19 protein-coding genes and 3 pseudogenes are annotated in these 23,673 nt (G+C 38.4%); 4 read left to right on the top strand and 18 right to left on the bottom strand.

Annotated elements, in window-relative coordinates:
* The 14 genes and pseudogenes from BXY_RS19155 to BXY_RS19090 form a co-directional block, all read right to left on the bottom strand.
* Positions 1-751, bottom strand: a pseudogene (locus BXY_RS19155) (bifunctional DNA primase/helicase); the annotation flags it as partial.
* Positions 714-1,073, bottom strand: a complete 360-nt coding sequence (locus BXY_RS19150) for a helix-turn-helix domain-containing protein (RefSeq protein ID WP_011107117.1) — start codon at positions 1,071-1,073, stop codon at positions 714-716. The gene BXY_RS19150 and the pseudogene BXY_RS19155, both read right to left, overlap by 38 nt.
* Positions 1,074-1,283: 210 nt before the next feature.
* On the bottom strand, positions 1,284-2,144 hold the full coding sequence (locus BXY_RS19145; protein ID WP_011107118.1) for an RteC domain-containing protein: 861 nt from the start codon (positions 2,142-2,144) through the stop codon (positions 1,284-1,286).
* A gap of 167 nt (positions 2,145-2,311) precedes the next feature.
* Positions 2,312-2,515 (bottom strand): hypothetical protein, encoded by a 204-nt coding sequence (locus BXY_RS19140; RefSeq protein ID WP_015532707.1) that lies wholly within the window; start codon positions 2,513-2,515, stop codon positions 2,312-2,314.
* A 25-nt stretch (positions 2,516-2,540) separates the two neighbouring features.
* The gene (locus tag BXY_RS19135) at positions 2,541-3,446 is read right to left on the bottom strand and encodes a permease (RefSeq protein WP_011107120.1); all 906 of its coding nucleotides are present in this window, start codon (positions 3,444-3,446) and stop codon (positions 2,541-2,543) included.
* Positions 3,447-3,471: 25 nt separating this feature from the next.
* Positions 3,472-3,972: a 6TM ABC transporter family protein gene (locus BXY_RS19130; RefSeq protein WP_011107121.1), complete on the bottom strand. Its 501-nt coding sequence runs from the start codon at positions 3,970-3,972 to the stop codon at positions 3,472-3,474.
* A gap of 2 nt (positions 3,973-3,974) precedes the next feature.
* A complete protein-coding gene (arsB, locus tag BXY_RS19125; protein WP_011107122.1) occupies positions 3,975-5,021 on the bottom strand; it encodes an ACR3 family arsenite efflux transporter in 1,047 nt (348 codons plus the stop codon).
* A 12-nt stretch (positions 5,022-5,033) separates the two neighbouring features.
* A complete protein-coding gene (locus BXY_RS19120) occupies positions 5,034-5,462 on the bottom strand; it encodes an arsenate reductase ArsC (RefSeq protein ID WP_011107123.1) in 429 nt (142 codons plus the stop codon).
* Positions 5,463-5,466: 4 nt separating this feature from the next.
* Entirely contained in the window at positions 5,467-7,179 is a 1,713-nt protein-coding gene (gene arsA / locus BXY_RS19115; RefSeq protein WP_011107124.1) for an arsenical pump-driving ATPase, read from the bottom strand.
* 27 nt (positions 7,180-7,206) lie between these two features.
* Positions 7,207-7,533, bottom strand: coding sequence for an arsenite efflux transporter metallochaperone ArsD (gene arsD, locus BXY_RS19110; RefSeq protein WP_011107125.1), 327 nt, complete (start codon positions 7,531-7,533; stop codon positions 7,207-7,209).
* A 33-nt stretch (positions 7,534-7,566) separates the two neighbouring features.
* On the bottom strand, positions 7,567-8,274 hold the full coding sequence (locus tag BXY_RS19105) for an aromatic aminobenezylarsenical efflux permease ArsG family transporter (protein WP_011107126.1): 708 nt from the start codon (positions 8,272-8,274) through the stop codon (positions 7,567-7,569).
* 1 nt (position 8,275) lies between these two features.
* Positions 8,276-8,719 carry a nitrophenyl compound nitroreductase subunit ArsF family protein gene (locus tag BXY_RS19100; protein WP_004292399.1) on the bottom strand — a complete coding sequence of 148 codons (444 nt, stop codon included), beginning with the start codon at positions 8,717-8,719 and terminating at the stop codon, positions 8,276-8,278.
* A gap of 10 nt (positions 8,720-8,729) precedes the next feature.
* Complete coding sequence (locus BXY_RS19095) at positions 8,730-8,963, bottom strand: thioredoxin family protein (RefSeq protein WP_004292400.1); 234 nt, start codon at positions 8,961-8,963, stop codon at positions 8,730-8,732.
* 77 nt (positions 8,964-9,040) lie between these two features.
* Positions 9,041-9,367: an ArsR/SmtB family transcription factor gene (locus BXY_RS19090; RefSeq protein WP_118195647.1), complete on the bottom strand. Its 327-nt coding sequence runs from the start codon at positions 9,365-9,367 to the stop codon at positions 9,041-9,043.
* A gap of 597 nt (positions 9,368-9,964) precedes the next feature.
* On the opposite strand from BXY_RS19090, the gene BXY_RS19085 reads away from it, so the two are divergent.
* Complete coding sequence (locus BXY_RS19085; RefSeq protein ID WP_055235395.1) at positions 9,965-11,188, top strand: site-specific integrase; 1,224 nt, start codon at positions 9,965-9,967, stop codon at positions 11,186-11,188.
* A gap of 509 nt (positions 11,189-11,697) precedes the next feature.
* On the opposite strand, the gene BXY_RS19080 is transcribed toward BXY_RS19085, so the two are convergent.
* From BXY_RS19080 to BXY_RS19070, 3 genes and pseudogenes are all read right to left on the bottom strand, one after another.
* Positions 11,698-13,086 carry a hypothetical protein gene (locus tag BXY_RS19080; protein ID WP_015532704.1) on the bottom strand — a complete coding sequence of 463 codons (1,389 nt, stop codon included), beginning with the start codon at positions 13,084-13,086 and terminating at the stop codon, positions 11,698-11,700.
* Positions 13,087-13,406: 320 nt separating this feature from the next.
* Positions 13,407-13,689: pseudogene (locus tag BXY_RS23680) on the bottom strand (sigma-54-dependent Fis family transcriptional regulator); the annotation flags it as partial.
* Positions 13,690-14,552: 863 nt separating this feature from the next.
* The gene (locus tag BXY_RS19070) at positions 14,553-15,830 is read right to left on the bottom strand and encodes a histidine-type phosphatase (RefSeq protein ID WP_057099050.1); all 1,278 of its coding nucleotides are present in this window, start codon (positions 15,828-15,830) and stop codon (positions 14,553-14,555) included.
* Between the two features lie 389 nt (positions 15,831-16,219).
* On the opposite strand from BXY_RS19070, the gene BXY_RS19065 reads away from it, so the two are divergent.
* The 3 genes from BXY_RS19065 to BXY_RS19055 all read left to right on the top strand — a co-directional run bounded on the left by BXY_RS19065 (position 16,220) and on the right by BXY_RS19055 (position 21,033).
* Positions 16,220-19,888 (top strand): YobI family P-loop NTPase, encoded by a 3,669-nt coding sequence (locus BXY_RS19065; RefSeq protein WP_015532701.1) that lies wholly within the window; start codon positions 16,220-16,222, stop codon positions 19,886-19,888.
* A gap of 513 nt (positions 19,889-20,401) precedes the next feature.
* Positions 20,402-20,698 carry a MerR family transcriptional regulator gene (locus BXY_RS19060; protein ID WP_009040025.1) on the top strand — a complete coding sequence of 99 codons (297 nt, stop codon included), beginning with the start codon at positions 20,402-20,404 and terminating at the stop codon, positions 20,696-20,698.
* Positions 20,699-20,703: 5 nt separating this feature from the next.
* The gene (locus tag BXY_RS19055) at positions 20,704-21,033 is read left to right on the top strand and encodes a hypothetical protein (protein ID WP_009040024.1); all 330 of its coding nucleotides are present in this window, start codon (positions 20,704-20,706) and stop codon (positions 21,031-21,033) included.
* Between the two features lie 166 nt (positions 21,034-21,199).
* Here the strand turns inward: BXY_RS19055 and BXY_RS23940 are convergent.
* Positions 21,200-23,293 (bottom strand): annotated as a pseudogene (locus tag BXY_RS23940) (helicase C-terminal domain-containing protein); the annotation flags it as partial.
* Positions 23,294-23,673: the final 380 nt, after the last annotated feature.

Raw genomic sequence — 23,673 nt, 5'->3', positions numbered from 1 at the left:
GGAAACCATGTGCAGCCAATGACATGACATCTTTTTCTCCGCCCGTAATAAACAGTGTATCACCTTTTGCGGGTAGTTGTTCCAATCCGAAACAATAATTATCTCCGAAATTACCCCCATAGAGGAAACGAGTTTTTGAGAATGGACGATACAGTTTTATATATCGTTTACTTTTATATCCGTACATTGGTTCTGTTACGGATGAAGTATAAGTGAATTGTGTTCCATCCGCTGTTACACTCTGAAAATCCCGTAGGGAACAGACCTTGTACAGTTCCAATATTTCCGGTGTGATACCATACTGTTGCCAGTACATCAATTCAGCAAGCGGAAATTTCTGTTCCCTGAACTGGTAAGGTTTGCTTTCCTTCTCAGGTGTTTCTTCCAATATATTATCCACCACACGGCAAGAATTACGGGTAACAGGTATCGGGTTACCTGTTGCCAGTCCTAATCCCAAATCCCGGTCGATGGTTTCCAGTATCTCCACAAAATCCATCGAATTATTGCAGTCCAACCCTTTAAGTTGCCCCACGAAAAAGAAACAATCACCGCTATAATTGTCATTGCCAAAATCTTTCATCTTATATATACCACTTCGGCGGTCGAAATAGATATTACAGGACGCTTTATTATCTTCATAAAGCGGGTTCAAGAAATTTCGACCTATCCGCCAATTACCGGGTACATAGTGCTTGAATACAGATAGCCCGTTACTTGTCCTTTCTAATATTTCTTCTTTCCTTAACATATAGGTGGTGGTTGGTTATCAGGTCTTGAATATTCTCTTTATTGCTCTTTATCAGTCGTTCTTCCAGCATCCGTTTTACTTCGCTTATTTTGTAGAAGTAACGCCCCCGAATATTGGAGTAGGCAATAGTTCCAGCCACTCGCAAACGTTGCAGTGTCTTTTCACTGATTTTCAAAAATGTGCAGACCTCGTAACTATCCACCCAAATTTCATCTTCATTGGTACTTTCCGCTTCCGTGTGATTGAATATGTAATCGGCGATAGCGGTAATTTTGTTGTCTAAATCCTTGTAGGCTTTTGACTCGAATGTTATTATCTCCATTTTGCTAACTAATTGATTTGCTGCAAAGTTGAAGCATTTGAAAAAATAAATCTTCCAACCTCTTTCCAAGTTGGAAGATTTATTTTTTTGAGGATTTTAGCCTAAAAACCATCTGTTTTGAGCTGAAAAGTAAGAAAAAATGGGTGAAAACGGGTAAAAACAAAAACAACCAAGTTGGTAGATACTTGGTTGTTTTTGTGCTTTTGTTTTTTATAAGTTGTCGTCTTCATCCATTTTCTTCAGCAAACACTTTATTAGGTTACTAAGAAATGAAGTCCGGTCTTTCTTCCGGTCTTTTATTGTTATATAAGTCCGATAGTAATCCCCTAAATCAACTTTGAAAGATGCTTCTAAATAAGTCATAATCTCTTTAATATCTGCTTTACCATTATTCAAGACACACGCAGCATAAATAGAATATCCAAGTTCTACTAATGCTATCTTTGGAGCAGTCCATCGAAAAGGGTGTTCAGAAAGAAATGCTCGACTTTCTTCAATGATTATTTGCTTATCTACATAATGTAGCCTTTTATTCAAATAAATGCTAAGCATATCATTTGCTAATATTTGTGCTGCTTTGTGGTCGTAGCAAGTTGAAAATTCCGGGTCACGGTCATAAGGGGTACAATTCGGGCATAGTTTAAAATCAATATGCCCCCTTACAAAATAATGATTATCTAAATGTGTCGCTTTGGAACGGTAATATTGATAGAAGTCTAAATTACTTTCAAAATAGGAGGTCAGTTCATCCAATCTGTCATTGTAGTGCTTCTTTACTACCTCAATGCTACCATTCGGTTTTCTCATTTCAGCGTTATACACATCTGTGAAGTATAATAATCGTCCCAAGACTTCCGGTTTTATATATTTGAAAAAATAAATTTCCTCTTCTTTACTTTCAAACGGATGCTCAATAATAATCGTTCTTAATTCTTCGAGTGATTTTTGTAGGAACTCTACTACTTCAAATATTAAGTCTATTGAAATATTCCAATTATCAATATCTATTTTATCATAGATTACAAGGTCTATGTTCTTTATAAAATTCTCATATTCGATTTCGCTATTCATGTCATATATTCTTCTGTCATTTATATTGCAAATAGAAGTTTATTTTTATATTTTAATATACAATAAATAAATGTAGAAAGTATGTGAGCATACTTCCTACATTAGATAGCCAATTAAAAAATTGTATTAAGTTAGTTTCCTTTCAAACAGAATATTGATGAATGATTTTAGCCACAGCATCCGCAAGAGTTACCTTGATTTTCACTCGTATCATTCTTTTCTGATACTTTGGTTTCGTCCTTTTTCAAATTCTCTGACGGATTTCCATCTTCTTCTACTTCCTCTATTTGCACTCCGCAACTACATTTACAAGGTTTCGGAGCAAATAGAGAGGCAAAAAAGCCTTTCTTCTTATCTTCCTTTTCTTCCATAATTGAACTATTTATTTTTAAGTGATTATAAAAACAGGTTAAATACATAACCTGCGATAACTGCCGTTAAAAAGATAACCGCCACTATCATGCCTACCAGTTTTTTCTTGAATATACTGGCAAGCATACTCATTTCGGGAATAGCCATTCCTGCACCACCGATAACGAGGGCAATAACCGCCCCGATGCTCATACCTTTGCCCATCAATGCTATGCCGATGGGGATAGCTGTTTCTGCACGGATATACAGAGGAATACCCAATACGGCAGCCACAGGTATAGCGAGAGGATTGTCTGCACCTGCTATTTTCAACACAAAATCTTGCGGCATATAGCCATAAATGCCAGCACCGAGAGCAACACCTATCAGTAAATATATCATAATAGGTCTAAGGCTCCCCCACGCATTTATAAAAGCAATCTTTATTTTTTGGCGGAAAGGAAGCAACCTTTTGTTTTTAGGCTGTTCGCTGCCTGAACAACAACTGGGTTTCACCCGAACATTTTTCACATACTTTTGTGCGCCTATTTTTTCGAGAACATATCCAAATGCAACGGAACAGATAAAAGCGATGACAAAATAGAAAACCATTGCCTTAAATCCTACCAAAGCTCCCAACATACCTATAATGATAGGATTGAGTAATGGAGAAGCTATCAGAAAGGACATTGTAGAACCAAATGGAACTCCTGCATTTAGAAAACCTACTGTCATAGGAATGGTAGAGCAAGCGCAGAAAGGGGTTAATGCCCCAAATCCGGCAGCTATGACATTGCCCATAATACCCGAACCTGATAGCTTTTTCCGAATCGTTTCTTCCGGGATATACATCAGTATAATTTCTACGGCTGCGCTGATTAACAGAAATAAGGCTATCAACTCAATCGTAATAAATACGAAGTATTGTAATGTGTCTAATAAAGTATTCATAATCTATTGAATTAAAAACTATTTATTAATTAAATGTAGTGTCACAACAGCTTTCTTCCTGTTCAGGTTGTGGCTGTGTTCCGCAACATTTCTTTTCTTCTGGTTGCACTGATTGTGTGTTTGCCGGGCAGCATCCGCCACTTTCATTGCTTTGGACTGTTTGATTTTTATTTCCAATAAACAGAACGAATACAAGTATTGCCACACCTAACCACAAGAAGAATTTTTGGAAAGACTTTGATTTGGAACGTCTTTTCAGATTTGTTTCTGAAACATTCGTTCCACATCCACAAGTTTCTTTTTTGAAATAAACTTGATAAAAGCCAAAGAGTAGGGAGATGATGGCAAAGCCAATAAACCAACCTTTATACTCTGCAAAAAAACTAAGTTGTGACGCTCCAATTCCTAATGTTGCTAATATTCCGGCTAATATAGGTAGCCCACAGCAACTTATTACACCTAATAAAGCAAGTAATGGTGATATTACACTTGCTATCATCGACCAAATTGTTCCTGACTTGCCCATTCTTATTTTACTTTAGGAAACCAACTTCTTGTATTATTGGCTATTTTTACTAACATAAGCATTACTGGAACTTCAACCAATACGCCTACTACGGTAGCCAGTGCAGCACCGGACTGTAAGCCGAAAAGAGAAATAGCCACCGCCACCGCCAACTCAAAGAAGTTACTCGCACCAATCATTCCGGCAGGTGCGGCGACATTGTGGGGTAACTTCCACCACTTTGCCCAACCGTAGGCAACAAAGAATATCAGAACCGTTTGCAGGACAAGCGGGACGGCAATCAAGACAATATGTAACGGATTGTTCAGTATCGTTTCCCCCTGAAACGAAAACAGGATGATAAGCGTTAATAGCAATCCGCCAACCGTATAGTTATCGAACTTGCGGACAAAGACGGTATTGAAATAGTCTATTCCTTTTCGCCGGATAACCGTTACACGGGTTACTATTCCGGCAGAAAGTGGAATGACAACAAACAGTACGACCGAGAGTATAAGCGTGTCCCACGGGATAGAAACGCCACCGACACCCAACAAAAACGCAACGATAGGAGCGAAAGCAACCAATATTATTAAATCATTGACTGCCACTTGCACCAATGTGTAAGCTGCATCCCCTTTGGTTAAATGACTCCATACAAACACCATCGCCGTACAGGGTGCAGCACCTAACAGAACTGCCCCAGCTAAATATTCTTCGGCTAATCCGGCAGGGATTAATGACTTGAAAATAACGTAGAAGAATAGATAAGCTATTCCAAACATGGTGAATGGCTTTATTACCCAGTTCGTCACACAAGTAATGACAATCCCTTTCGGACGTTTGCCTACGTTCTTGATGCTCTGAAAATCTACTTTCAGCATCATGGGATATATCATTAACCAAATCAGGATAGCCACAGGTATAGACACGTTGGCATATTCAAATTTGCTCAATGTTTGCGGTATTGCCGGAAGATATTGTCCGATGGCTATCCCGATAACGATACACAAGGCTACCCAAATAGTCAGGTATCTTTCAAAAAATCCAATTCCTTGTTTCTTTTCCATAATGACTGCCCTTTATTTTAATTGCGGTTTTAATTCTTGCAGGTAAAAATCATAGAAACGCATTCTTATTTCATCCCGTACCCGAAGAAATTCACTATTTATAAACTCCGGTGTCCCGGTCGCTTCTGATGGGTCGTCAAATCCAATGTGCAATCTGTTTTTTACCTTGCCTGTAAACATAGGGCAGCTTTCATTTGCGCCGCCACATACCGTTATCACATAGTCCCATTCGTGCCCTAAATACAGGCTAACGTTTTTAGGGGTATGGTTGGTAAGGTCTATTCCTGTTTCAGACATAACTTTTACCGCCATCGGATTAACCTTTTCAGCAGGTTTTGTTCCTGCTGAAAAGACATCCATGTTTTTATCGAATGACTGTAAGAAACCGTGTGCCATTTGGCTACGGCAACTGTTACCAGTGCAAAGGATTAAAATCTTCATATTCTTATAAGTTTTTCCATTCAATCAGGGCAGTATTGCCCTTTGACAATTCTTCTACTTTCTTAATCCAAGTCAATTCACTTTGCGCTTTTGCTTGCAAAAATGAATTTGCTGTATTTGTCAATGACAAACAGGCATTTACTACCCACCATTTGTTGTTAATCCCGGCACGCTGCAAATCCATTTGTAGGCGTTCTGCTTCAAAAACAGGTGTTGCTTCGGGTAAAGTGACTATTACTACTTCCGTTTCCTGTGGATTGCGTAAACGGGGTAATAAATTGGCTACTGCTCCGGTTACTTCTCCCTGTGTACGTTCTACTTCTTTGTGATAGCTTTGGGTAGCATCCAAAAGCAACAAAGTATGTCCTGTTGGTGCAGTATCAATCACTACGATTTCATTCTCCGCTTTATCTACAATTTCAGCAAAAGCCTTAAATACGGCGATTTCTTGCGTACATGGTGAACGTAAATCTTCCTCTATATATTCCATATCTTCGGCAGTCATGGTTTCGGCAGCTTTGCTACGAACTTCATTCTTGTATTTTTCCAGCACTTCCGCTTCGTCTATATGGCTTACCGTAATACCTGATTTGATGGCAAAATCATAGTTCAGGTGATTTGCCGGGTCAGTAGTGGTAAGATGAACCTTTGCACCGAGCTTTGTTAATTTCAAGGCTATTTCTGTGGCTAAGGTCGTTTTTCCTACGCCACCTTTTCCCATTGTGAACACTACTCGTTTACCGGAAGTATAGAGGTCATTTACCAATTCATCTATACTTTTGCTATCAGTTATCGGCTGATAACGAATTTCATTCGTAATACTATCACTGTATAGCATACGGCGGATATTGGCAATATTGGATAAATTGTAAGAACGCAGAGGAACGCTATACATGGGATATTCAGATAATGCAATAGGCATACTTTGTAACGCCTTTTGCTGCCTGTTATACAGTTGTTGTGAAACATTGTCTGCTTCATCTAATTGCTGTAAAACACCATTTATCACCAATAGCTGATTTTTAATTCCCAATAGTTGTAATTCATGCGAAGAACGGGCAGCTTCTTTCAACGGTGCTATTTCAGGACGGCTTACCAATACTAACCGGGTTGCGCTTGTATCAGACAATGTATCAACCGCCTGTTTATAGATACCTTTCCTTTCTTCCAAGCCTGATAATTGTCCTAAACAAGATGCGCCATGTGTACTTTCACTAATAAATGTACTCCATGCCGATGGAAGCTGCAACATTCGCAATGTGTGTCCGGTAGGTGCTGTATCAAAAATAATGTGGTCGTATTCCTTCGCTTTATCAGCATCGGTGATAAAGTCTGAAAACTCATTAAAGGCAGCGATTTCTACCGTACAAGAGCCTGAAAGTTGTTCTTCCATATTTTGAATAACGCTTTCAGGTAATTGTCCTCTAAAAGGTGCAATCACACTTTCCCTGTACTCTGCTGCTGCCTGTTCAGGGTCAAGGTTTACGACCGTCAGCCCCGGTACTTCTGAAATAGCTGTACCATGTCCGTTTAGGGTTTGATTGAAAACATCTTGCAGGTTAGAAGCCGGGTCTGTACTGATAAGAAGAATTTTCTCCCCTTTATCAGCTAATCCCACTGCCGTAGCGCAAGCAATAGAGGTTTTTCCTACTCCACCTTTTCCTGTGAAGAATAAGTATTTTGTTAGTTCTATATCGGATAAATTAAATGCTTTCATTATTCTGTATATTAATTTGTTCAACGATTATTTAACGGGCATCAAGTCTAAATTAATTCCTGTCCATTCACTCATTTGTTTAGTTGTGGGATAATCTTTAGAAACTGCAATTTCACCATCCACCAAAGTAATAGGCAGTGCTTCTGCACCATTCTTTTGAAGATATTGGTTTACAGTCTTGTTACTTACATAAACTTGCGGTTCGTCCCGCAAATTATGACGGGTAACAACAACACCCTGTCTTTTCAATGTTTCGATAACAACGGCTATCCTCATTAATTCAGGATTAATATTAGTTCCACACAAACCCGTAGGGCAACACATTGCCGGGTCAAAAATTTCTATTGTTTTCATACTGTCTTTTATTTTAATTAATACATTGTTTGTTTATAGATAAAGAATGACCGCATAATAAATTCCTATCGCAATAAAGAGGATGGCAACAATTTTGCGAAACCATTTTTCAAAGATTTGTACTCTGTTATAAAACTTGCCTAATCCGGCAACACTGTACGCCAATATCCAAGCAACAAGGATTACAGGTAGTCCCGTAGCAATAGCATAAATTACAGGTAAAAGATACCCGCCTGTTTCTGCTGCTGCCAAGGGCATAAGCATACCGAAATAGAAAACCCCACTTGTAGGACAAAAGGCGAGAGCAAATAAAACTCCTAATAACATAGCTCCCCAACTGCCTTTTGTTTTCTTCTTTAGACCCTCTCCGCCAATATTGACTTTTGGTATATTCAGTTTTATAATATCAAGCATGAATATTCCGATAATAATTAAAACCGGAGCAATCAACATTTCACCGTATTTACTGACTGCCTTTTGAACCATGAACATACTTGCACCCTCACGAAGAATAGGAATAAGAATGAAACCAAGTGCTGTATAAGTTACTATTCTGCCGAATGTATAAAGCAATCCGTTTATAAATATACGGTGATGGTTCTCTATATCCTTACTGATAAATCCTATTGCCGTTATATTAGTAGCCAAAGGACAAGGGCTAACTGCCGTTAAAGTCCCTAAGATAAAGGCTGTAATAGCAGGAATAGAACTATTGTCTAATAGTGATTGAAGAAAGTCCATCTTACAATGTTTTTAGTAATTCGTCAATCTTGTTTTTTATTCCCTCTTTAAATTTATCCGGTTCATTTCTTGCATTGGAGAAACTAAACTCCGTCATGTTATTTACATTCTCTTTACTGTCTTTCCAGCCATTCACAAACAAAGACGACCATGTAACTTCGTATTTATCTGCAATTTGCTCATTTTCCTTTTTGGATATATCTATCACCTTGAAGATGATTTTACCGTCCGCCTGTTCTTTGGAATAAAGGCTATCTAAAAGAGCTACCGTATTGGCTTCTATTGCCCGGCAGGTTATGCAACGTTGCGCACCGTGAAAATATAGAACTTCAACACGGTTAGTTTGATTTTCTTTTGCTATGCTGGTTTCTGTTTTATTCTTTGAACCATTACCACAGGAAATTAAAACGATTGTTGCAATCAGTAGATAAAATAACTTCTTCATAGTAAATAATTTATTTAGTTATCAATTCTTTCACTTCTGATAAGGATAATCTTTTTCCGGCAGATATGACTTTACCATCAATAACCAAAGCCGGGAGACTTAAAATATTATACTCCATGATTTTTAATAAATCTTCTTCCTTAATTAGAGTTGCATCGCAGCCCAGTTCTGAAATAGCTTGTTTTGTGGTTTCGTACAATGCCTTACAGCTTGAACACCCAGTTCCTAATACTTTGATTTCCATTTTCTATTCAATTATAAAGTTAATATACCAATCGTAATTCGTAGAACTACGAACATTATTCTCAAAAAAAGGTGCTGTTATCCACAGCACGATGTACCCGTACATTTACAATCACCCAAAAATGCAGCAAATAATTTACGGGCAAGTTCCCAATTCTCTCGGTTGATACAATACCGAACTTTTGGTGTTTCTATTTCCCCCTGAATTAACCCTGCATCTTTCAGTTCTTTTAAATGCTGCGAAACGGTTGCTTTAGCAATGGGTAGTACTTCGTGAATATCTCCGAAGAAACAACTTTCTTGTTTAGCTAAGAAACTAAGAATTGCCATTCGTGCCGGGTGACCCATAGCTTTAGCAAAACGAGCCATCTGTTCCTGTTCCTCTGTGTACTGCTTAGTTTTCACTTTTATATCTCCTTTCTTGTTTGTTGTTCGCAAAACTACGAACTATTTTTAAATTGGCAAAATAAAACAGATGATATTTTTTAGATTAAACATTTTTTAGGTGCAAGGTGCAAGTATATATCTATATATATAGCTTGCACCTTGCACCTACATGGAAACATTTATATTCAGGCATTTGCGTAATTCGGAAAAGAGTTGTATCTTTGAACCCGTGAGATAGGCAGACAAACAGCGGACAAAGCCGGACAAAAGCGTTAATAAAAATCGTTACTGTTTCGTTACCTATTTGAAATATTGGAAAATAAAAGACTGATTTATAGGCGGTTGGGCGTTTGGGTTCAGTACCCTGTCTCTCCGCTGGAAAGAATTGCAAAACAAAGAAAATCCCTGTAAATTAATACTTTACGGGGATTTTTTGTTTTTGGTACATAGCAAAAATAAGCATATCAAAGCATTCTTTCGGTGTACTATTCGGTGTACCTGATTGCCTTCAATGCCAGGTACACCTATTAAGTAAATAATTCATTGTTTATCAGTGCTTTGCATCTTGACTTGTTGCTCTTGGAAATTTAGTTTTGTGATTAAAAAACAAGTAAGATGGAAAGAACAACATTTTGTCTATTGTTCTACATTCGTAGGACGAAATTGAATCGGAACGGTGAGGCTCCGATAATGATGAGAATTACAGTGAATGGAGTCCGGGTTGATGCTTCAGTGAAGAAAACAATTCTTCCGGAGTTCTGGAGTGCGGCAAAAGGAAAGGCCCTGGAAAAGAAGCGTGAGTACAAGGAACTGAATCTGTATCTTGACTCTATCCGTTTGAGGATAATGAAGATTCAACGTGAACTGGAAATAGAGGAGGTATCCGTTTCTGCCAACAGTGTTCTGGATCGTTTCCAGGGTAAGGATGCCCCCGTACAACGTACTCTGTTTGAGGTTTTCCGTGAGCATAATGATAAATGTGTCCAATTGTCCGGTACGGACATGGCGCCTGCAACCGTGCAGCGTTATGAGACATCCTTGAAGCATACCCGGGATTTTGTCTGGGAGACATATCATAAGAAAGATGTTCTTTTGGATGAAGTTTCCCGCCAGTTTATTGAGGATTACGAGTTTTGGCTTAAGACAGAGAAAAAGTGTTGTCATAACACAGCCACCAAATATTTGAAGAATTTTAAGAAGATTATCCGTATTGCTTTGGCTAAGGGATGGATGAAGAACGATCCGTTTTTAGAAATTAGATTCTCATTGGATAAGGTGGAACCGGACTTTTTGGAAGATTCAGAAATCCAGAAGCTGATATCGAAGGAAATTGATATTCCACGGTTAAGTCAGGTACGGGATATTTTTGTGTTCTGTTGTTTCACCGGTTTGGCTTTCTCGGATATTCATGGTTTGAGAAAGGAACATATCGTGGAGGACTCGAACGGTGTCAGGTGGATACGAAAGGGGAGACAGAAGACCAAAATCATGTGTAATATTCCATTAATGGAAATACCATTGAAGATTTTGGAAAAGTATTCCACCAATGAATATTGTAAGAAACATGGTGTGCTTTTTCCGGTGCTTTGTAATCAAAAAATGAATGCATACCTCAAGGAACTGGCTGATATTTGTGGTATTAAAAAAACATTGACCACCCATGTTGGGCGTCATACTTTTGCCACATTTGCTCTGGCCAATGGTGTCTCGATAGAGAGCGTTGCTAAGATGTTAGGGCATACCAATGTCCAGATGACCCGTCATTATGCACGTGTGCTGGATCGTACAGTGATACGTGAGATGTCACAGATAAAGATGGATTTTCATATCTCTATTTAGAATTATCTAGTAGGAGGTTGTGTCAAAACTCTGGCACAACCTCTCTTTAGAATGGAGGAAATACAATAGCCTTCGCTCTTTGAGCTATATGACTACATCGCTGTTAATATGTGTTTTGTTGGAAAACTCTTTTAGTGAGTTCTATAGGTCTGTAAGATGCGAGCACTGGAAAAAATTATAATCAAAGATTGTTGTTTTTTCGAGAGGATGTATGATATTTTTAGTATATGATGTTTGTGTTTTCTTATTCTATAGTTCTTGTTCTTTCTAGCAGTGAAAAAAGTAAATACTGGCTTTTACTGTAGAATAATGCATAAAAAACTATTTTGATAGGATCCGTAGCTGATGGCTCGCTATTTTTGGATGTCATATATCCTAATCTGATGAAAAATAAACTTTTGCTCTCCTTGCGTATTCAACGCAACAAGTTGATACATACTAGCGAGCAGACACAAATCGGAAACCACTATATCCTCGTCAGTGGCTTGTTGCAGGAATCTTTAATTTCTTCAATTTTTATTTTGTAATATTGGCTGCTTTAACTTAATCCATAAACACAACATAGGTGTATCTTTGAATTTAGTTAAACACACATCAGCATCATTTAACGTTAGAAATCTATTCCAATTGTCAGCTTTTAATAGAGGGATTTCTACTGCTTCATCGAATAAAGTAAAGGTAGCTCCCATATCATTAAACACTCTAACAATCCTATTAGTTATAATCTCTAATTCTTTCGCCAGAATAGGTTGCTTCAAGTCGTTGTTCTTATGGAGTATAATAACCGTCTCATCTTTTGATTTTCTTTCTATCATGCAGTTAAAATATCCGAAGTATTTATAAGAAGTACTCAGGTAAGTTAAAAATTGCCCAGATTTTGTTTCGACTCTAGTTACTTGCCTTGTAATATAATCGCTAAGAACTTCATCAAAATATTCACGCGCAGATTTTTTATTGTTATTTATTGCTTCATCAAATTTTTCTATAAACTCATCTATTGAATATACTTTAGTGTTGAAATTGAAAAGTTTGTATAATGTTTTGCTCTTGAGGCGCATACCTTCGTCATCACTAACCATGCAATCGCAGTATGAGCCGAAGAAACTGTGGTAACAGTCGACTTGCATATTTCTAAACTTAACCTTCTTCCGGGTTTCTTTATTAACTCCAAATAGATCAAGAAGTATATATGACATATAATATACCGTTGCAAAATCAGTGTATGATAATCCTGTTTGAGTTAAAGAGGCTTGAATAATATCTAGAAAGGATAATCCTAATGGAGATGAGGCTAACTGCTCGTTAAAAATATTTTCACCTTCCGCTTTAATTGATGTCGGATTATATCTAGCAATAGTATTGTCTCTCATAATTTTGTATGACTCCTTATTCTCATAAAAATAGTGGGAGACGAATTTCATTAATGATGTAAAAGTTGATATGTCCATTTGGAGTTCATCGACTGAAATTGGGGCTCTTTTTTTTAGCCAATCAAAATCTAATTCACCTTTTAAATCCTTAATGCTAATATCAACAATGTTATTGATAACATTCCGCTGTTCTTCTGTTATTTGTGAAAAATCAAAATTTTCAAGCCAAGAGAAATCCTCTATTTTGCCTATAGTTTCGAAAGCATTGCGTGGGGATTGCTTTATAACTTCCTGTTTATGGTTTTCGTATATTAAATGATATCCACTTACTATCGATTGCATATATTCCATTTCAGTATATTTAATATCCGTTTTATCATCTTGCAAATCAAATAAATGAGCATTTGAGTAGAAGAAAATAAACTCATCTTTGTGAGATAATATCTTTTCACGCAAAAGAGAATACTTTTCTTCTTTTGCATTAAATAGATGACTGAAAACTTGTTTATCCAAATATATTGTAACCATAAATTGTAAAATAATAACGATTTGTTTGTTGTTTTTACCTTCTTCAATACTAAACCTTTTCGTTGTATTTCTGGAAGATTTTTTTTTAATCTTCTTTGTCTTAGGAAGTTTGAAAGAAGGGTTAAATAGAGTAACAGATTGGCAATCGTTTCTGGGCTTTGTTGTGCATTGCTGTCAATATCACTCTCTTTAGTACAAAATTACGAATAAAAATCAGAAGCACATCACCCCGTCCTGTGTTTTTTACGTGGAGGTCTTTTTGCCATCACCAAATAAATCCGGTTTAAGCGTAATATCAATTCTTAGTGAATTACCGACTATTATTGCTGGAATTTATACTTCAATCCATACTTCTTCCAGTTTGCTATACAGTGTTGTACGTTCGATTCCGAGCAGTTCGGTGGTAACCTTTCATTTTCTGTTTGCCTGTTTCAAGGTACGGAAAATCCTCTCTTTGTTTTCAGCGTCATTGCGCAGGGCGAAGCTGACGGATGAGGTTGCTCTCGTCATGGTAAGCTCCAGGTGCTCTTTCGTGACAAGATCTGTCTGTACCTGTAACACCGCATCCATAATTTTCTGTCGAAACTTAAGGACATTGCCCGGTCACGCATGGGCAGTAATGTCTTATTGCGCACGTCATGGATTTGCGACCCTTACTCCCAGTAGGCGTATTCTCGTTGAGAGTATAAGCCGAGTATTGCGGCATACGAAATTATCACTGCATAGAAGTATGTTATGATAACCATCTGAAAAATAGACCTGGATTTGACAACGTTTGGCAACAGACTTAACCAGTCATCTACTGAAATCTCAGTGGCTATATTACTCGTGGAACGAACAATTATAACAATCAGAGAAAACGGCAGAGTGAATATCCCGAAGGGTAATGTATGGATGTCAGAAATGGAGTTGGTGGTGCTGTTCGGAGTGATAGCTCAGGTATTCCAAATTGTCATCAGAGTGATATACAAAAGTGAAACACTCACCCCTATGACAACTCAACAATGTACTGTTATTACTTTTACAAGTTGGAAGATATTCTACAATCATGAAATTATTATTGTCCTTGTGTTTTAGAAGAATACACTATTTCATCCACAAGTTATATTAAAATGGTCATTTACTACATTTTCAGTTTGGGAAGAAGTGATGGGAACAGATTGACTTACTACACAAACATAAGATAACACATCCGTCTGCCTCACCGCTTACCGTTGAAACCTTAAGAGAATTTTATGTGATTCGATTATTGTATTTAAAGATAGGCGTTATAAAATTGGCTCATGGTACATATTAGGGTAAGTATAATACTTATTTTTAGCTTTAACCTCATTCTTACATCAATTTATACCTCACCTAGGCAACCTTATTTAACTGTAACCACCACTATCTATGTATCTGTCATTCATTGGTAAATAGAAAAAATGTTTTTTTCAAATATAATCAAAACTAAAAAATGGCTTATTCTATTCATTGAAAACTGAAAGTGTTTTTTTAGCCATTTCGATTCGCTGATTAAAGAATATACGAGTTTTTTCCCAAGAGTAATATGGGAAACAAGAGGTTGATATAGGAAGCGCTGCTGCTTCCTCATTTAACAGAATCTTAACCCAAATTCTTTGGTCTCTGTCACGATAGAAAAGCCACTGTACATTAGCGGCCATTGGAGATATTTCATAATCCTTCCAATAGACTGAAACGGAATCGGGCCGGCAAACCTGTACATCAGTTTTTTCTATGCCCATCAACGACACAAAAGGTATAACTGTTTCTGCATGAGCAAAACGAAAGTTAGCCTGATAATCGGATTTCCCACTTATCACCTCTTGAGCAGAACGAATGAATTCAGAAAGCAAAGGCCAAGCGATTGCAACCGGTAACATCTTACCGACAGGTGCAGAGCTCTTACTCATATATTGTCGCAAATTCTGGGTTTGCCAATAACGATGCCATTCATCAAGTGTAAAAAGGTCTTCCAAATTTAATGGGATGCTTGTATCAGGAAGAATAGCCGCAACAGAAAATAAAGCCATGACAAATTCCTCTGCCTCTTTATCCAGATATTGTTCCGGATTAAGAAGAAACTTCTTCATTATAGGAACTGGAGATATCTTCTTGTGTACAAAAGCTTTGTATATAGGAAGCCAGTCACCTTTCTCTTTATAATTGACATAAGATTTATTCAGATCAAAAAAACGAAGGATATGATTATATTGTTTTCCTTCACTTCGCTGTACCTGTAAAGCTGGATTATGCCTTATCATGCAAGAAAGAAAAGCGTCCATACTATTTATGCTGCGGGGAACATAGGTTGCTATTGCTTCAATCTTGGCAGAATTGCTGAATAGTTGAGGATAGTTCCTTATCATACGTCCGGCAATTCCTTCTTGTTCCGTCTCGCCCAACTTTGACAATTTTCCCCATTGACCGTCAAATAATCTGGATAAACGTCGTATCATAGAGAGTAAAGCCATGCCTTCTGAGGTCAGTCCATTCTCTTGTTGGGCTGATACCAATACCTTCTCCACTTTGTCTAGGGCTTTTCTTGAAGTTGGGAAGCGGGCTCCATGTCTTCCCAGATGATTTATATAAAATGGGGTCATACCATCCCGAAAAGTAATGGACGAGTCTGTCCTATTAGGATAGGGCATGGCCGTCCCTGCATACTTCTGTATCTTAGTTTGTCCCCATATAACAGGAAAAGTGAGAGACATAAAAGTCAAAACAAATAATAATCTTTTCATATTATACCTACTTAATTCATAGGCTATAACGATAAAAATGAGGATTATGTTTGCTCAAAATCAATCTTAAGACATCCAAAATCTTCATGTCCGCAAATAGTTGAACAAACGAATAAAATACGAACCAATAATGATTATCACTATATGAAGTTACTAAAATGATTGAAAATTAGAATATTCTTTTATTAAATAAGTGGTTATCCAGATGATATATTCAGCAGATTCATTTGTTTGTCACTATTTTAAACTTTATATTTGCATAAAGAATTAATATCTATATTAAAGAACTGATTTTAACACAGAATAAATGGACAGCCTTTACTTATAAAAACAAAATGGGCGAAGTATTGAATTATATAGAATTATATAATTTTTATTGAGAAAACATTATGGAGAATACACAAGAATCCACTCAAGTGCCTTCGGCGCAAATTGAGCAGGTATCACAATTTCAAGAATCCTTAACTCCGACCTTGCTGAAGGAGAATGAGTCCGCTTATGAGTCTGTCCGTGATTTACGGGAAGCACTCAAGGCTGAGGATGTTTTGAATATTGCCCTGACCGGTCCTTATGGGTCAGGAAAAAGTTCTGTATTACACACTCTGATGTATTTGAAAGATGAAAAATGGAACTATCTGCCCATATCCTTAGCAACATTGGATGACGACAAACATCAAAAAACAAAGGATGAAGAAACGGAAGACCAACAAGAACTTTTGGATAACCAAACCAGTGAAAAATCTACAGGTAAAGATAACTTCGATGACCGGGATAGTGAAAACTATAAAGAAAAACTGAACCGAAGAATAGAATACAGCATTCTCCAGCAATTAATTTACCGAGAAACGATTGATACTCTACCCAATTCACGCTTCAAACGGATCACACACATTACCCCAAAACATATATCGAAATTAGCATGTGGTTTTATCGGAACGATTCTTGCATTTGTAATCCTTTTCGAACCTAGTTGGATGAGAATTGACTCGTTTTATCGTGTTTTCAGTCAAGGATTTGTTTTTAACCTAATAGGGGATATTGTGGCTCTGCTATATCTGTTATTTGTCTTATATACAATAGCACAATATGTTATCCGGATATATGGCAGTACCAAACTGAATAAGCTCAACTTTAAAGACGGCGAGATTGAGATTAAAGACGAAAACTCCATTTTCAACCGCCATCTAGACGAGATTCTGTATTTCTTCCAGGCAACTGATTATGACGTAGTGGTCATTGAGGACCTAGATCGCTTTGATACCCCCGATATCTTTCTGAAATTGAGGGAACTCAACTTCTTACTAAACAATTCGGCTGTCGTAGGACGAAAGATAAAATTCATCTATGCAGTGAAAGATGATATGTTCAAGGATTCCTCCCGGACAAAGTTCTTTGATTATATAACCACTGTCATTCCGGTTATCAACCCTTCCAACTCGAAAGACAAACTGAAAGAAGAATTGGAAAAGAGAGGGCATAAGGAGGAGATCAAAGCTGATGATTTGGAAGATATAGCCTTTTTCATAGATGATATGCGCTTGTTGAAGAATATTGCAAACGAGTATCACCAATACCACAAGCGGCTTTTTGTCAACGGTACGGAATTAAGCCACTCAAAACTACTGGCCATGATTGTGTATAAGAACTATTATCCTGATGATTTCTCAGCACTACACAACAGACGTGGAAAGGTTTATCAATGCGTATGTCATGAAACCAAACAGGAACTCACCAAGTTTGCGCTCCAGATATTGAACAAACGGAAGGAGGAGATGGCCAAACGTCGCGAAACAAAGGAAAGGAACCGACACCTGAAGGCAGGTGAATTGCGAATGATTTATGTAAACGGATATGTTACCCATATCAACGGCAATCTAATTTCTATAAAGATTAATGATAACTATTATGAAACGAGTGCTATATGGAAGGATGAGGATTTATTTAATGAGCTCATCCAAAAAGAGAGAATAGAATACAAATATTTTAATTCATATAGTATTTATACATCCCATACAAACATCCGCTTTAGCGAAATAGAGAAAAAAATTGATCCAAAAACATCTTATGCCCAACGGTTAGCCGCTATTACAACAAAAGACAAAGATTTAGCCAGGGAAGAGGAGGAACTGAAAAAGGAAGAATATCGTATCAGCAGTTTTTCTTTGAAGCAACTGTTTATGCAGTTTAAGATGAATGAATGCGAAGCTTTCCAGAAAATCAAATTGGCTCCAATGATGGATCTCTTTATCCGGCGTGGTTATATTGATGAAGACTATTATGACTACATTTCTTATTTCTATCCGAACACGATTTCTCAGAATGACCGTCTTCTGCTTATAGCCATGAAGCTGGACAAAAGTCCCGAATATAATGCCAAGATAGACAAGATACAAAGTTTTGTTGCACAATTACCAACCTATGCTTATCTCAGTGATAGCGTGCTTAATATTAATCTGTTGGATTATTTGGGCAAACATACGAACATCGAACGAGAACGGTTCCTTCTATTCATGGCACGATTGGAACAACCCGTAGCTAAAATGGATTTTCTGGCCCAATATTACAAAGAGGGAAAACAAAATTATAATGTGTTTAATCACTATATCAATTGGAACGTCAATGATAGCTGGACTTCGGTATTGAACTGTGAGTACAGAGACATTCTGATCGAAGCATGGTTAAAGTTTTGTGAGAACAGCCATATAGGTGAGTTTCAAAAAACATGGTTGAAAGATAATTATGATTACTTAGCAAACAGATACGATTGCTTTGACGATAAGAAAATCAACTTTATTGCCAGTGTATGCTGTTATGAGGAATTGACAAATACTTCCAAACCCTTGTTGGAACTTATTATTAAAGGTGACAGCTATACTTTGACGAGACACAACATAAGCTTATTACTGAATCATATCAGCGATAGAGCAGGTGCAAATGAAAACAATATCACCCTAACGCGCATCAAAAGAGTCGGACGGAAAGACGTCATTGAAAGGATACAAGAAAATATGGAAGAATGCATTCAAAATGTCTTCCAGAATATATGCGATGAAGATGAAGAATCCATGCTGGAGATTTTAAATAACAAGGAGGTTAAAATGGAGGTTAAACAGAAATATCTCAAGACCCATATTAATCCTATCAATGATGTATCTAAGGTGAAAGATGACATGAAAGGTTTAGCATTTGGACTGGATTTACTAGTACCTAACTGGGATAATATAACCAATTACTATGTACAAAACGACTGTAATATAGACGATGTCTTATGGGCATATTTAGATAAACATGCGGAAATACTGGGAACAAGAAGATTTGCAGGAAGTGAGCCACATAAGCATTCGCTATTTAATAATATTATGGGTAGTAACCGGATTAGTATTAATTCCTACAAGCAGATATTCTCAGCCTTCCTGTGTAAAATGGATCTGAATGAGGAACTTTTAAATTTGGAAGATGAGCGAATCAGCTATTTAATAGATCAGAATAGCATTGAGTATACGGAGGATAATATCCGATACCTCAGCCGTCATAGTGATATACTCTATGGCAATTTTCTGTTGCATCATAAAAATGAGTTTTTAAAGGACAAAGATAAAATAGCTTATAACAAAGACCTGGCTCTCTGTTTGCTTGGTAGCTACAAGTTATCCGGCAAAGAAAAATCAGTTGTGCTCCAACAACTGAAAGCAACTTCCATAGATGTCAGTCAGAAACTCGCCAATATTATCTGTGAAATATTAACAGATTATGAAACAGAAATAGATTATGACCTGCTGAAAAAGGTTCTTGTCAAGGCATCCGTATTAGAGAAAGCAATAACAGTCATTTATCATACTATCAGACAAAACCAGGATAACCATGATGTGATTGATGAGCTATTGGCATTGTTGCCATTACCCTACAGCAAGATGAAGGAGAACGGAAAACACCCAATTATACCCGACACAGAACTGAACCGAAGCCTTTTATCATTATTAAAGGAGTGTAACTATATATCGTCTTTCTCCAAAGATAAAAACGGATTGAAGGTCAATACGAGAATTATCAAACAGTAGGAACAATTTTATGCCTTATAGAAAAAGACACGTCTTCGAAAGAAACTGAATTATCTAATAATTTGTAAGCTGAAGAAACTTTAGTTCCAAACTGCAGAAACTAAAGTTTATCACCGAAAAACAATGTATTTTGATGTAACTCTCTAAAGATTAGAAAAATATAGAGAGTCTAAAAGATGCAGGTAACGATTTGGAGACGGAAGTCCTGCTTCGGGTTACACTGCTTTGCATAGTCTCAAATAACTCGTATACAAATGTAGTCAATATTTGGAATATAGCAAAATATTCTGCTATTTATTTTTGTATAAATCTGATTATTAACATATTAAGCATTTAAAGTATTACTTTGAATGTCTGCTCATTATAGAATAGCCGGGGAAAGTGCCTCGGCTATTTTTTTGTCCTCATTTGGCGTTTTCTGTCTTTTTTTGACGGTTGCTCAACGGTTGAGTAACCAATGACCTTAAAACAACTTCGTAATATTGCACCATAAACGATAAAATCAAGGTCATTATGAATAATAGAAGAACTCTTTCCGGTGCCGGAGTTACCCACATGCTCAGCACCATACTTGCCAAAGTGAACAACATCGAGAAGCTACTTTGTCCTTCGGTTGAGAACATACCGGATAGTGAGATACTGGACTCGAAAGGCGTGCGTCTACTGACAAAGATGTCGGACAGGACACTGCTTAGAAGACGTAACGACGGTACGCTTCCTTTTTATCGGGATAAAGGGAAAATCTATTATCGCCGCTCGGATGTCCTTCGTGCCGTATTATTGGAAAAAACAGAAAACTCTAAAAAATAAGCGTTATGAAAAAGATGGTCAAGATTGAAAGCAGTTCTTTCGCTGCACTTGTGAGAAGTTATAAGAAGTCATTGAATATGCTGGCTGTGTTGCAGCATATCTGTCAGGAGAACGACGTGGCATTGTCCATGTTGCCGGATGAAGTATGCGAGTTGATTAACCTCGATCCCGCTGAAATAGAAAAGCAGCGTTTGAGAGGCCGCCTGCGTTTCGCGGAAGAGGAAAACGGTACAAGACATTATTCGATTGTGGATATAATCAATCTGAAGGATGCCATTGATTGGAAGACCATAAACAGACAGGTTGAAGAACTTTCCTTTGAGGAAGAAGAATGATGTAAATGCTTCCCTTTACAGACAAGGGCACGGCGGGCAAGGTCGGATTTATCCGGGTGCCCGCCGTGCCTTTGTCCTTTCCTTTAAAAAGCGGCTCTTTGCTGTAACCTGCGGAAGTGGAGCCTGCGTAGCTTCCACAGGTTACAGCAATGTGCCGCGGGAAACATTAGGATATTTTCTTCAGTTCCTTTACGGGATTTAAGATTTCCATTGACGGAACATGCCTTGCCTTACCGGGTGAATCCGGTATGACATCACTGCCGCTGACAAGTTTCGGTTCTTCGACTTCCGTTTTCTTCTCTTCTCCGCTTTCGTGTTTGTCCACCGGTTTAAGGGTGAGCTGTATTTTCCGGTTCACTGCGGCAAGCTCCTCACCCAACTGTTTGAGTTCCGCTTCCTTCGGCCATGCATCCGCCACTATCTGCTGCAAGACCGGAAGGTCTTTTGACAACTCCGCATTGTCTTTCTGCCGTTTCTCTATCATGCCGGGAATACGTTCCAGGGCATTGATGAAATACATTACGGCCAGTTTCGGGTCTTTGGCTATATACCCGTTATGATAGGTATATTTGATGCCGTCCAGTCCCTCAACCATGAACTTGTTCTGCAAGGCTTGCGTGTCACCGTTGTAGGTCTTTTCAGTACGCACCAAGATGCGGAAATCGAAGAGAGTGCCGATTTTCATGTAATCATCCTCCGTCCGGGCTTTCTGATTGATTGCGGCAAGCCGATTGCCGAGTATTTCAATATTGTCAGAGTCTACACTGTCCAGCCGTAAAGGATTGGGCCGAAGTCCGGTTTCCGCGTCCACGGGAGCCACATTGTTCAGATATTCCCAGTCCCGGGTGAAGCGTCCGATAAAGACGTTGTTCTTCTCTATTTCGGAAGTTCTTTCATTCAGCTTGCCTTTTGCGTTCCCCTTGTTGCGGTGATATGCCAGCCTTTCGCTTTCAAGGACTGCCAGTTTCTTTTCCAGCTTTGTCTTCTCCAACAGGTCGTCATTGCCCGAAAGAATAGCCACGTATTCACTGAAATGTACGCCCCCGCTTTCATCCATCGCCCCCTCGTCGATGATACGTGTAGCCAGATTGCGGCTTTTAAGCTGGCTGATGAATACCTGTTTGTTATGCAGCAGGTTGAACTTGTAACTGTCCAGTGACTTCTCCACCGCATAGATAAAACAGTCCACCTTGTTGTCGGCATATTGCTTGGCAATGATATTGCCTTTTCTTACCGCACGTCCGTTGCGCTGTTCCAAGTCGGAAGGCCTTCAGGGGATGTCCAGATGATGGATGGCCACGGCCCGTTCCTGCGCGTTGACACCCGTTCCCAACTTCTGTGTGGAGCCGAAGAGGAAACGGATACGGCCGGAGTTCATGTTGCTGAACAGTTCCTTGCGCGCTTTGTCACTGTTAGCTTCCTGAATGAACTTTATCTGTCTCTCGGGGATATTATGGTCTTCCACGAGCTTGCGCTTTATCTCGCTGTAAATGTTCCACTGGTCGGGCTTATACGTACTAAGGTCTGAAAAGATGAATTGTGTCCCCTTCTGGTCAAGATATTTATAGTAATATTCCGCAATCTTGGCCGCGCAATGGGATGCCTTGTTTCCCGGATTGTCACCGTATTCGGGGTCTATCAGGCGCATGTCAAGCGACATCTTGTTTGAAAAGTTGGTTGCAATCAGCATTTTCGCTTTTTCCTCCGCTTCGGACAGAGGCTCCCTGTCTATATAGGTGGCATCCCCGGTTTCGGCGAACTTCATCAGCTTCTGAATGAAAATCTCCTGTTGGGGAGTGGGCGGTATATGATAAAGCTGCTCATTGAGTTCCGGCCTGTCAACTCCCACGTCCTTGGCTGTCTTGTAATCGGTAATCTCCGCATAGAAGTTGGCAAGTTCCGGGACTTTAATAAAATAGCGAAAACGCTCCTTCTGTACGATCTGGTTGGTTACGGAAAACTCGAAGTCCGTGCTTTTCTTTGCATATACAGCCGCCCAACCGTCAAAACATGTAATCCCCTGACGTTCCATTTCTTTGGGACGGAGGTATTTGAAAAGGAGATAGAGTTCGGTCAGGCTGTTGGAAATGGTCGTACCGGATAAGAAAGTGGCACCCAAATCCCTGCCCGTGCGCTCCTGTATGGTACGGATGGCGAAAAGCAGGTTCATGGCTTTCATGCTTCCTTCCGGGTTCCCAAGTCCCGAAACCCTTGCGTGTCGGGTATTGAAGAGAAGGTTCTTGAACGCATGCGATAAATCCGAAATTTTGGATTTGAGTCATTATCAGAACTTTCTTATTTTTTTTGTTTGACATTCTAAATATATTGAAATTCAGCATCTTTTTTATATAATAAGTTCTGATTATTTTTACGGTCGTAATATGCAGGGTATAGAATATATTCTGTATCAATTTGGAGATAAGGCTGTAATGTTTGTATTTGCTCAATAGTCCTTTTCGTAAATTTGGATATCTTAATGATTTTTCTGATTGCATTTGACCTCCTGTTTCTAAAGAGAAACTGCTCAGTGGAAGTTTCTAGTATTTGTCCAATAAAGCACATAGGTTGTATTCTGTTTCCCACATTCTTGACTGTTGAACTCTGTACCAATTCTTCAGGCCGTTGCGTAACTCCCATTCC

The organism is Bacteroides xylanisolvens XB1A (assembly GCF_000210075.1).
GTDB lineage: Bacteria > Bacteroidota > Bacteroidia > Bacteroidales > Bacteroidaceae > Bacteroides > Bacteroides xylanisolvens.
The sequence above is the reverse complement of the archived record's forward strand: the minus strand, read 5'-3'. Positions and strand labels throughout refer to the sequence as shown.

Coding starts and splice junctions, on each gene's coding strand:
- BXY_RS19150 (WP_011107117.1), bottom strand. CDS start 1,073: ATGGAGATAATAACATTCGAGTCAAAAGCCTACAAGGATTTAGACAAC.
- BXY_RS19145 (WP_011107118.1), bottom strand. CDS start 2,144: ATGAATAGCGAAATCGAATATGAGAATTTTATAAAGAACATAGACCTT.
- BXY_RS19140 (WP_015532707.1), bottom strand. CDS start 2,515: ATGGAAGAAAAGGAAGATAAGAAGAAAGGCTTTTTTGCCTCTCTATTT.
- BXY_RS19135 (WP_011107120.1), bottom strand. CDS start 3,446: ATGAATACTTTATTAGACACATTACAATACTTCGTATTTATTACGATT.
- BXY_RS19130 (WP_011107121.1), bottom strand. CDS start 3,972: ATGGGCAAGTCAGGAACAATTTGGTCGATGATAGCAAGTGTAATATCA.
- arsB (WP_011107122.1), bottom strand. CDS start 5,021: ATGGAAAAGAAACAAGGAATTGGATTTTTTGAAAGATACCTGACTATT.
- BXY_RS19120 (WP_011107123.1), bottom strand. CDS start 5,462: ATGAAGATTTTAATCCTTTGCACTGGTAACAGTTGCCGTAGCCAAATG.
- arsA (WP_011107124.1), bottom strand. CDS start 7,179: ATGAAAGCATTTAATTTATCCGATATAGAACTAACAAAATACTTATTC.
- arsD (WP_011107125.1), bottom strand. CDS start 7,533: ATGAAAACAATAGAAATTTTTGACCCGGCAATGTGTTGCCCTACGGGT.
- BXY_RS19105 (WP_011107126.1), bottom strand. CDS start 8,274: ATGGACTTTCTTCAATCACTATTAGACAATAGTTCTATTCCTGCTATT.
- BXY_RS19100 (WP_004292399.1), bottom strand. CDS start 8,719: ATGAAGAAGTTATTTTATCTACTGATTGCAACAATCGTTTTAATTTCC.
- BXY_RS19095 (WP_004292400.1), bottom strand. CDS start 8,963: ATGGAAATCAAAGTATTAGGAACTGGGTGTTCAAGCTGTAAGGCATTG.
- BXY_RS19085 (WP_055235395.1), top strand. CDS start 9,965: ATGGAAAGAACAACATTTTGTCTATTGTTCTACATTCGTAGGACGAAA.
- BXY_RS19080 (WP_015532704.1), bottom strand. CDS start 13,086: ATGGTTACAATATATTTGGATAAACAAGTTTTCAGTCATCTATTTAAT.
- BXY_RS19070 (WP_057099050.1), bottom strand. CDS start 15,830: ATGAAAAGATTATTATTTGTTTTGACTTTTATGTCTCTCACTTTTCCT.
- BXY_RS19065 (WP_015532701.1), top strand. CDS start 16,220: ATGGAGAATACACAAGAATCCACTCAAGTGCCTTCGGCGCAAATTGAG.
- BXY_RS19060 (WP_009040025.1), top strand. CDS start 20,402: ATGAATAATAGAAGAACTCTTTCCGGTGCCGGAGTTACCCACATGCTC.
- BXY_RS19055 (WP_009040024.1), top strand. CDS start 20,704: ATGAAAAAGATGGTCAAGATTGAAAGCAGTTCTTTCGCTGCACTTGTG.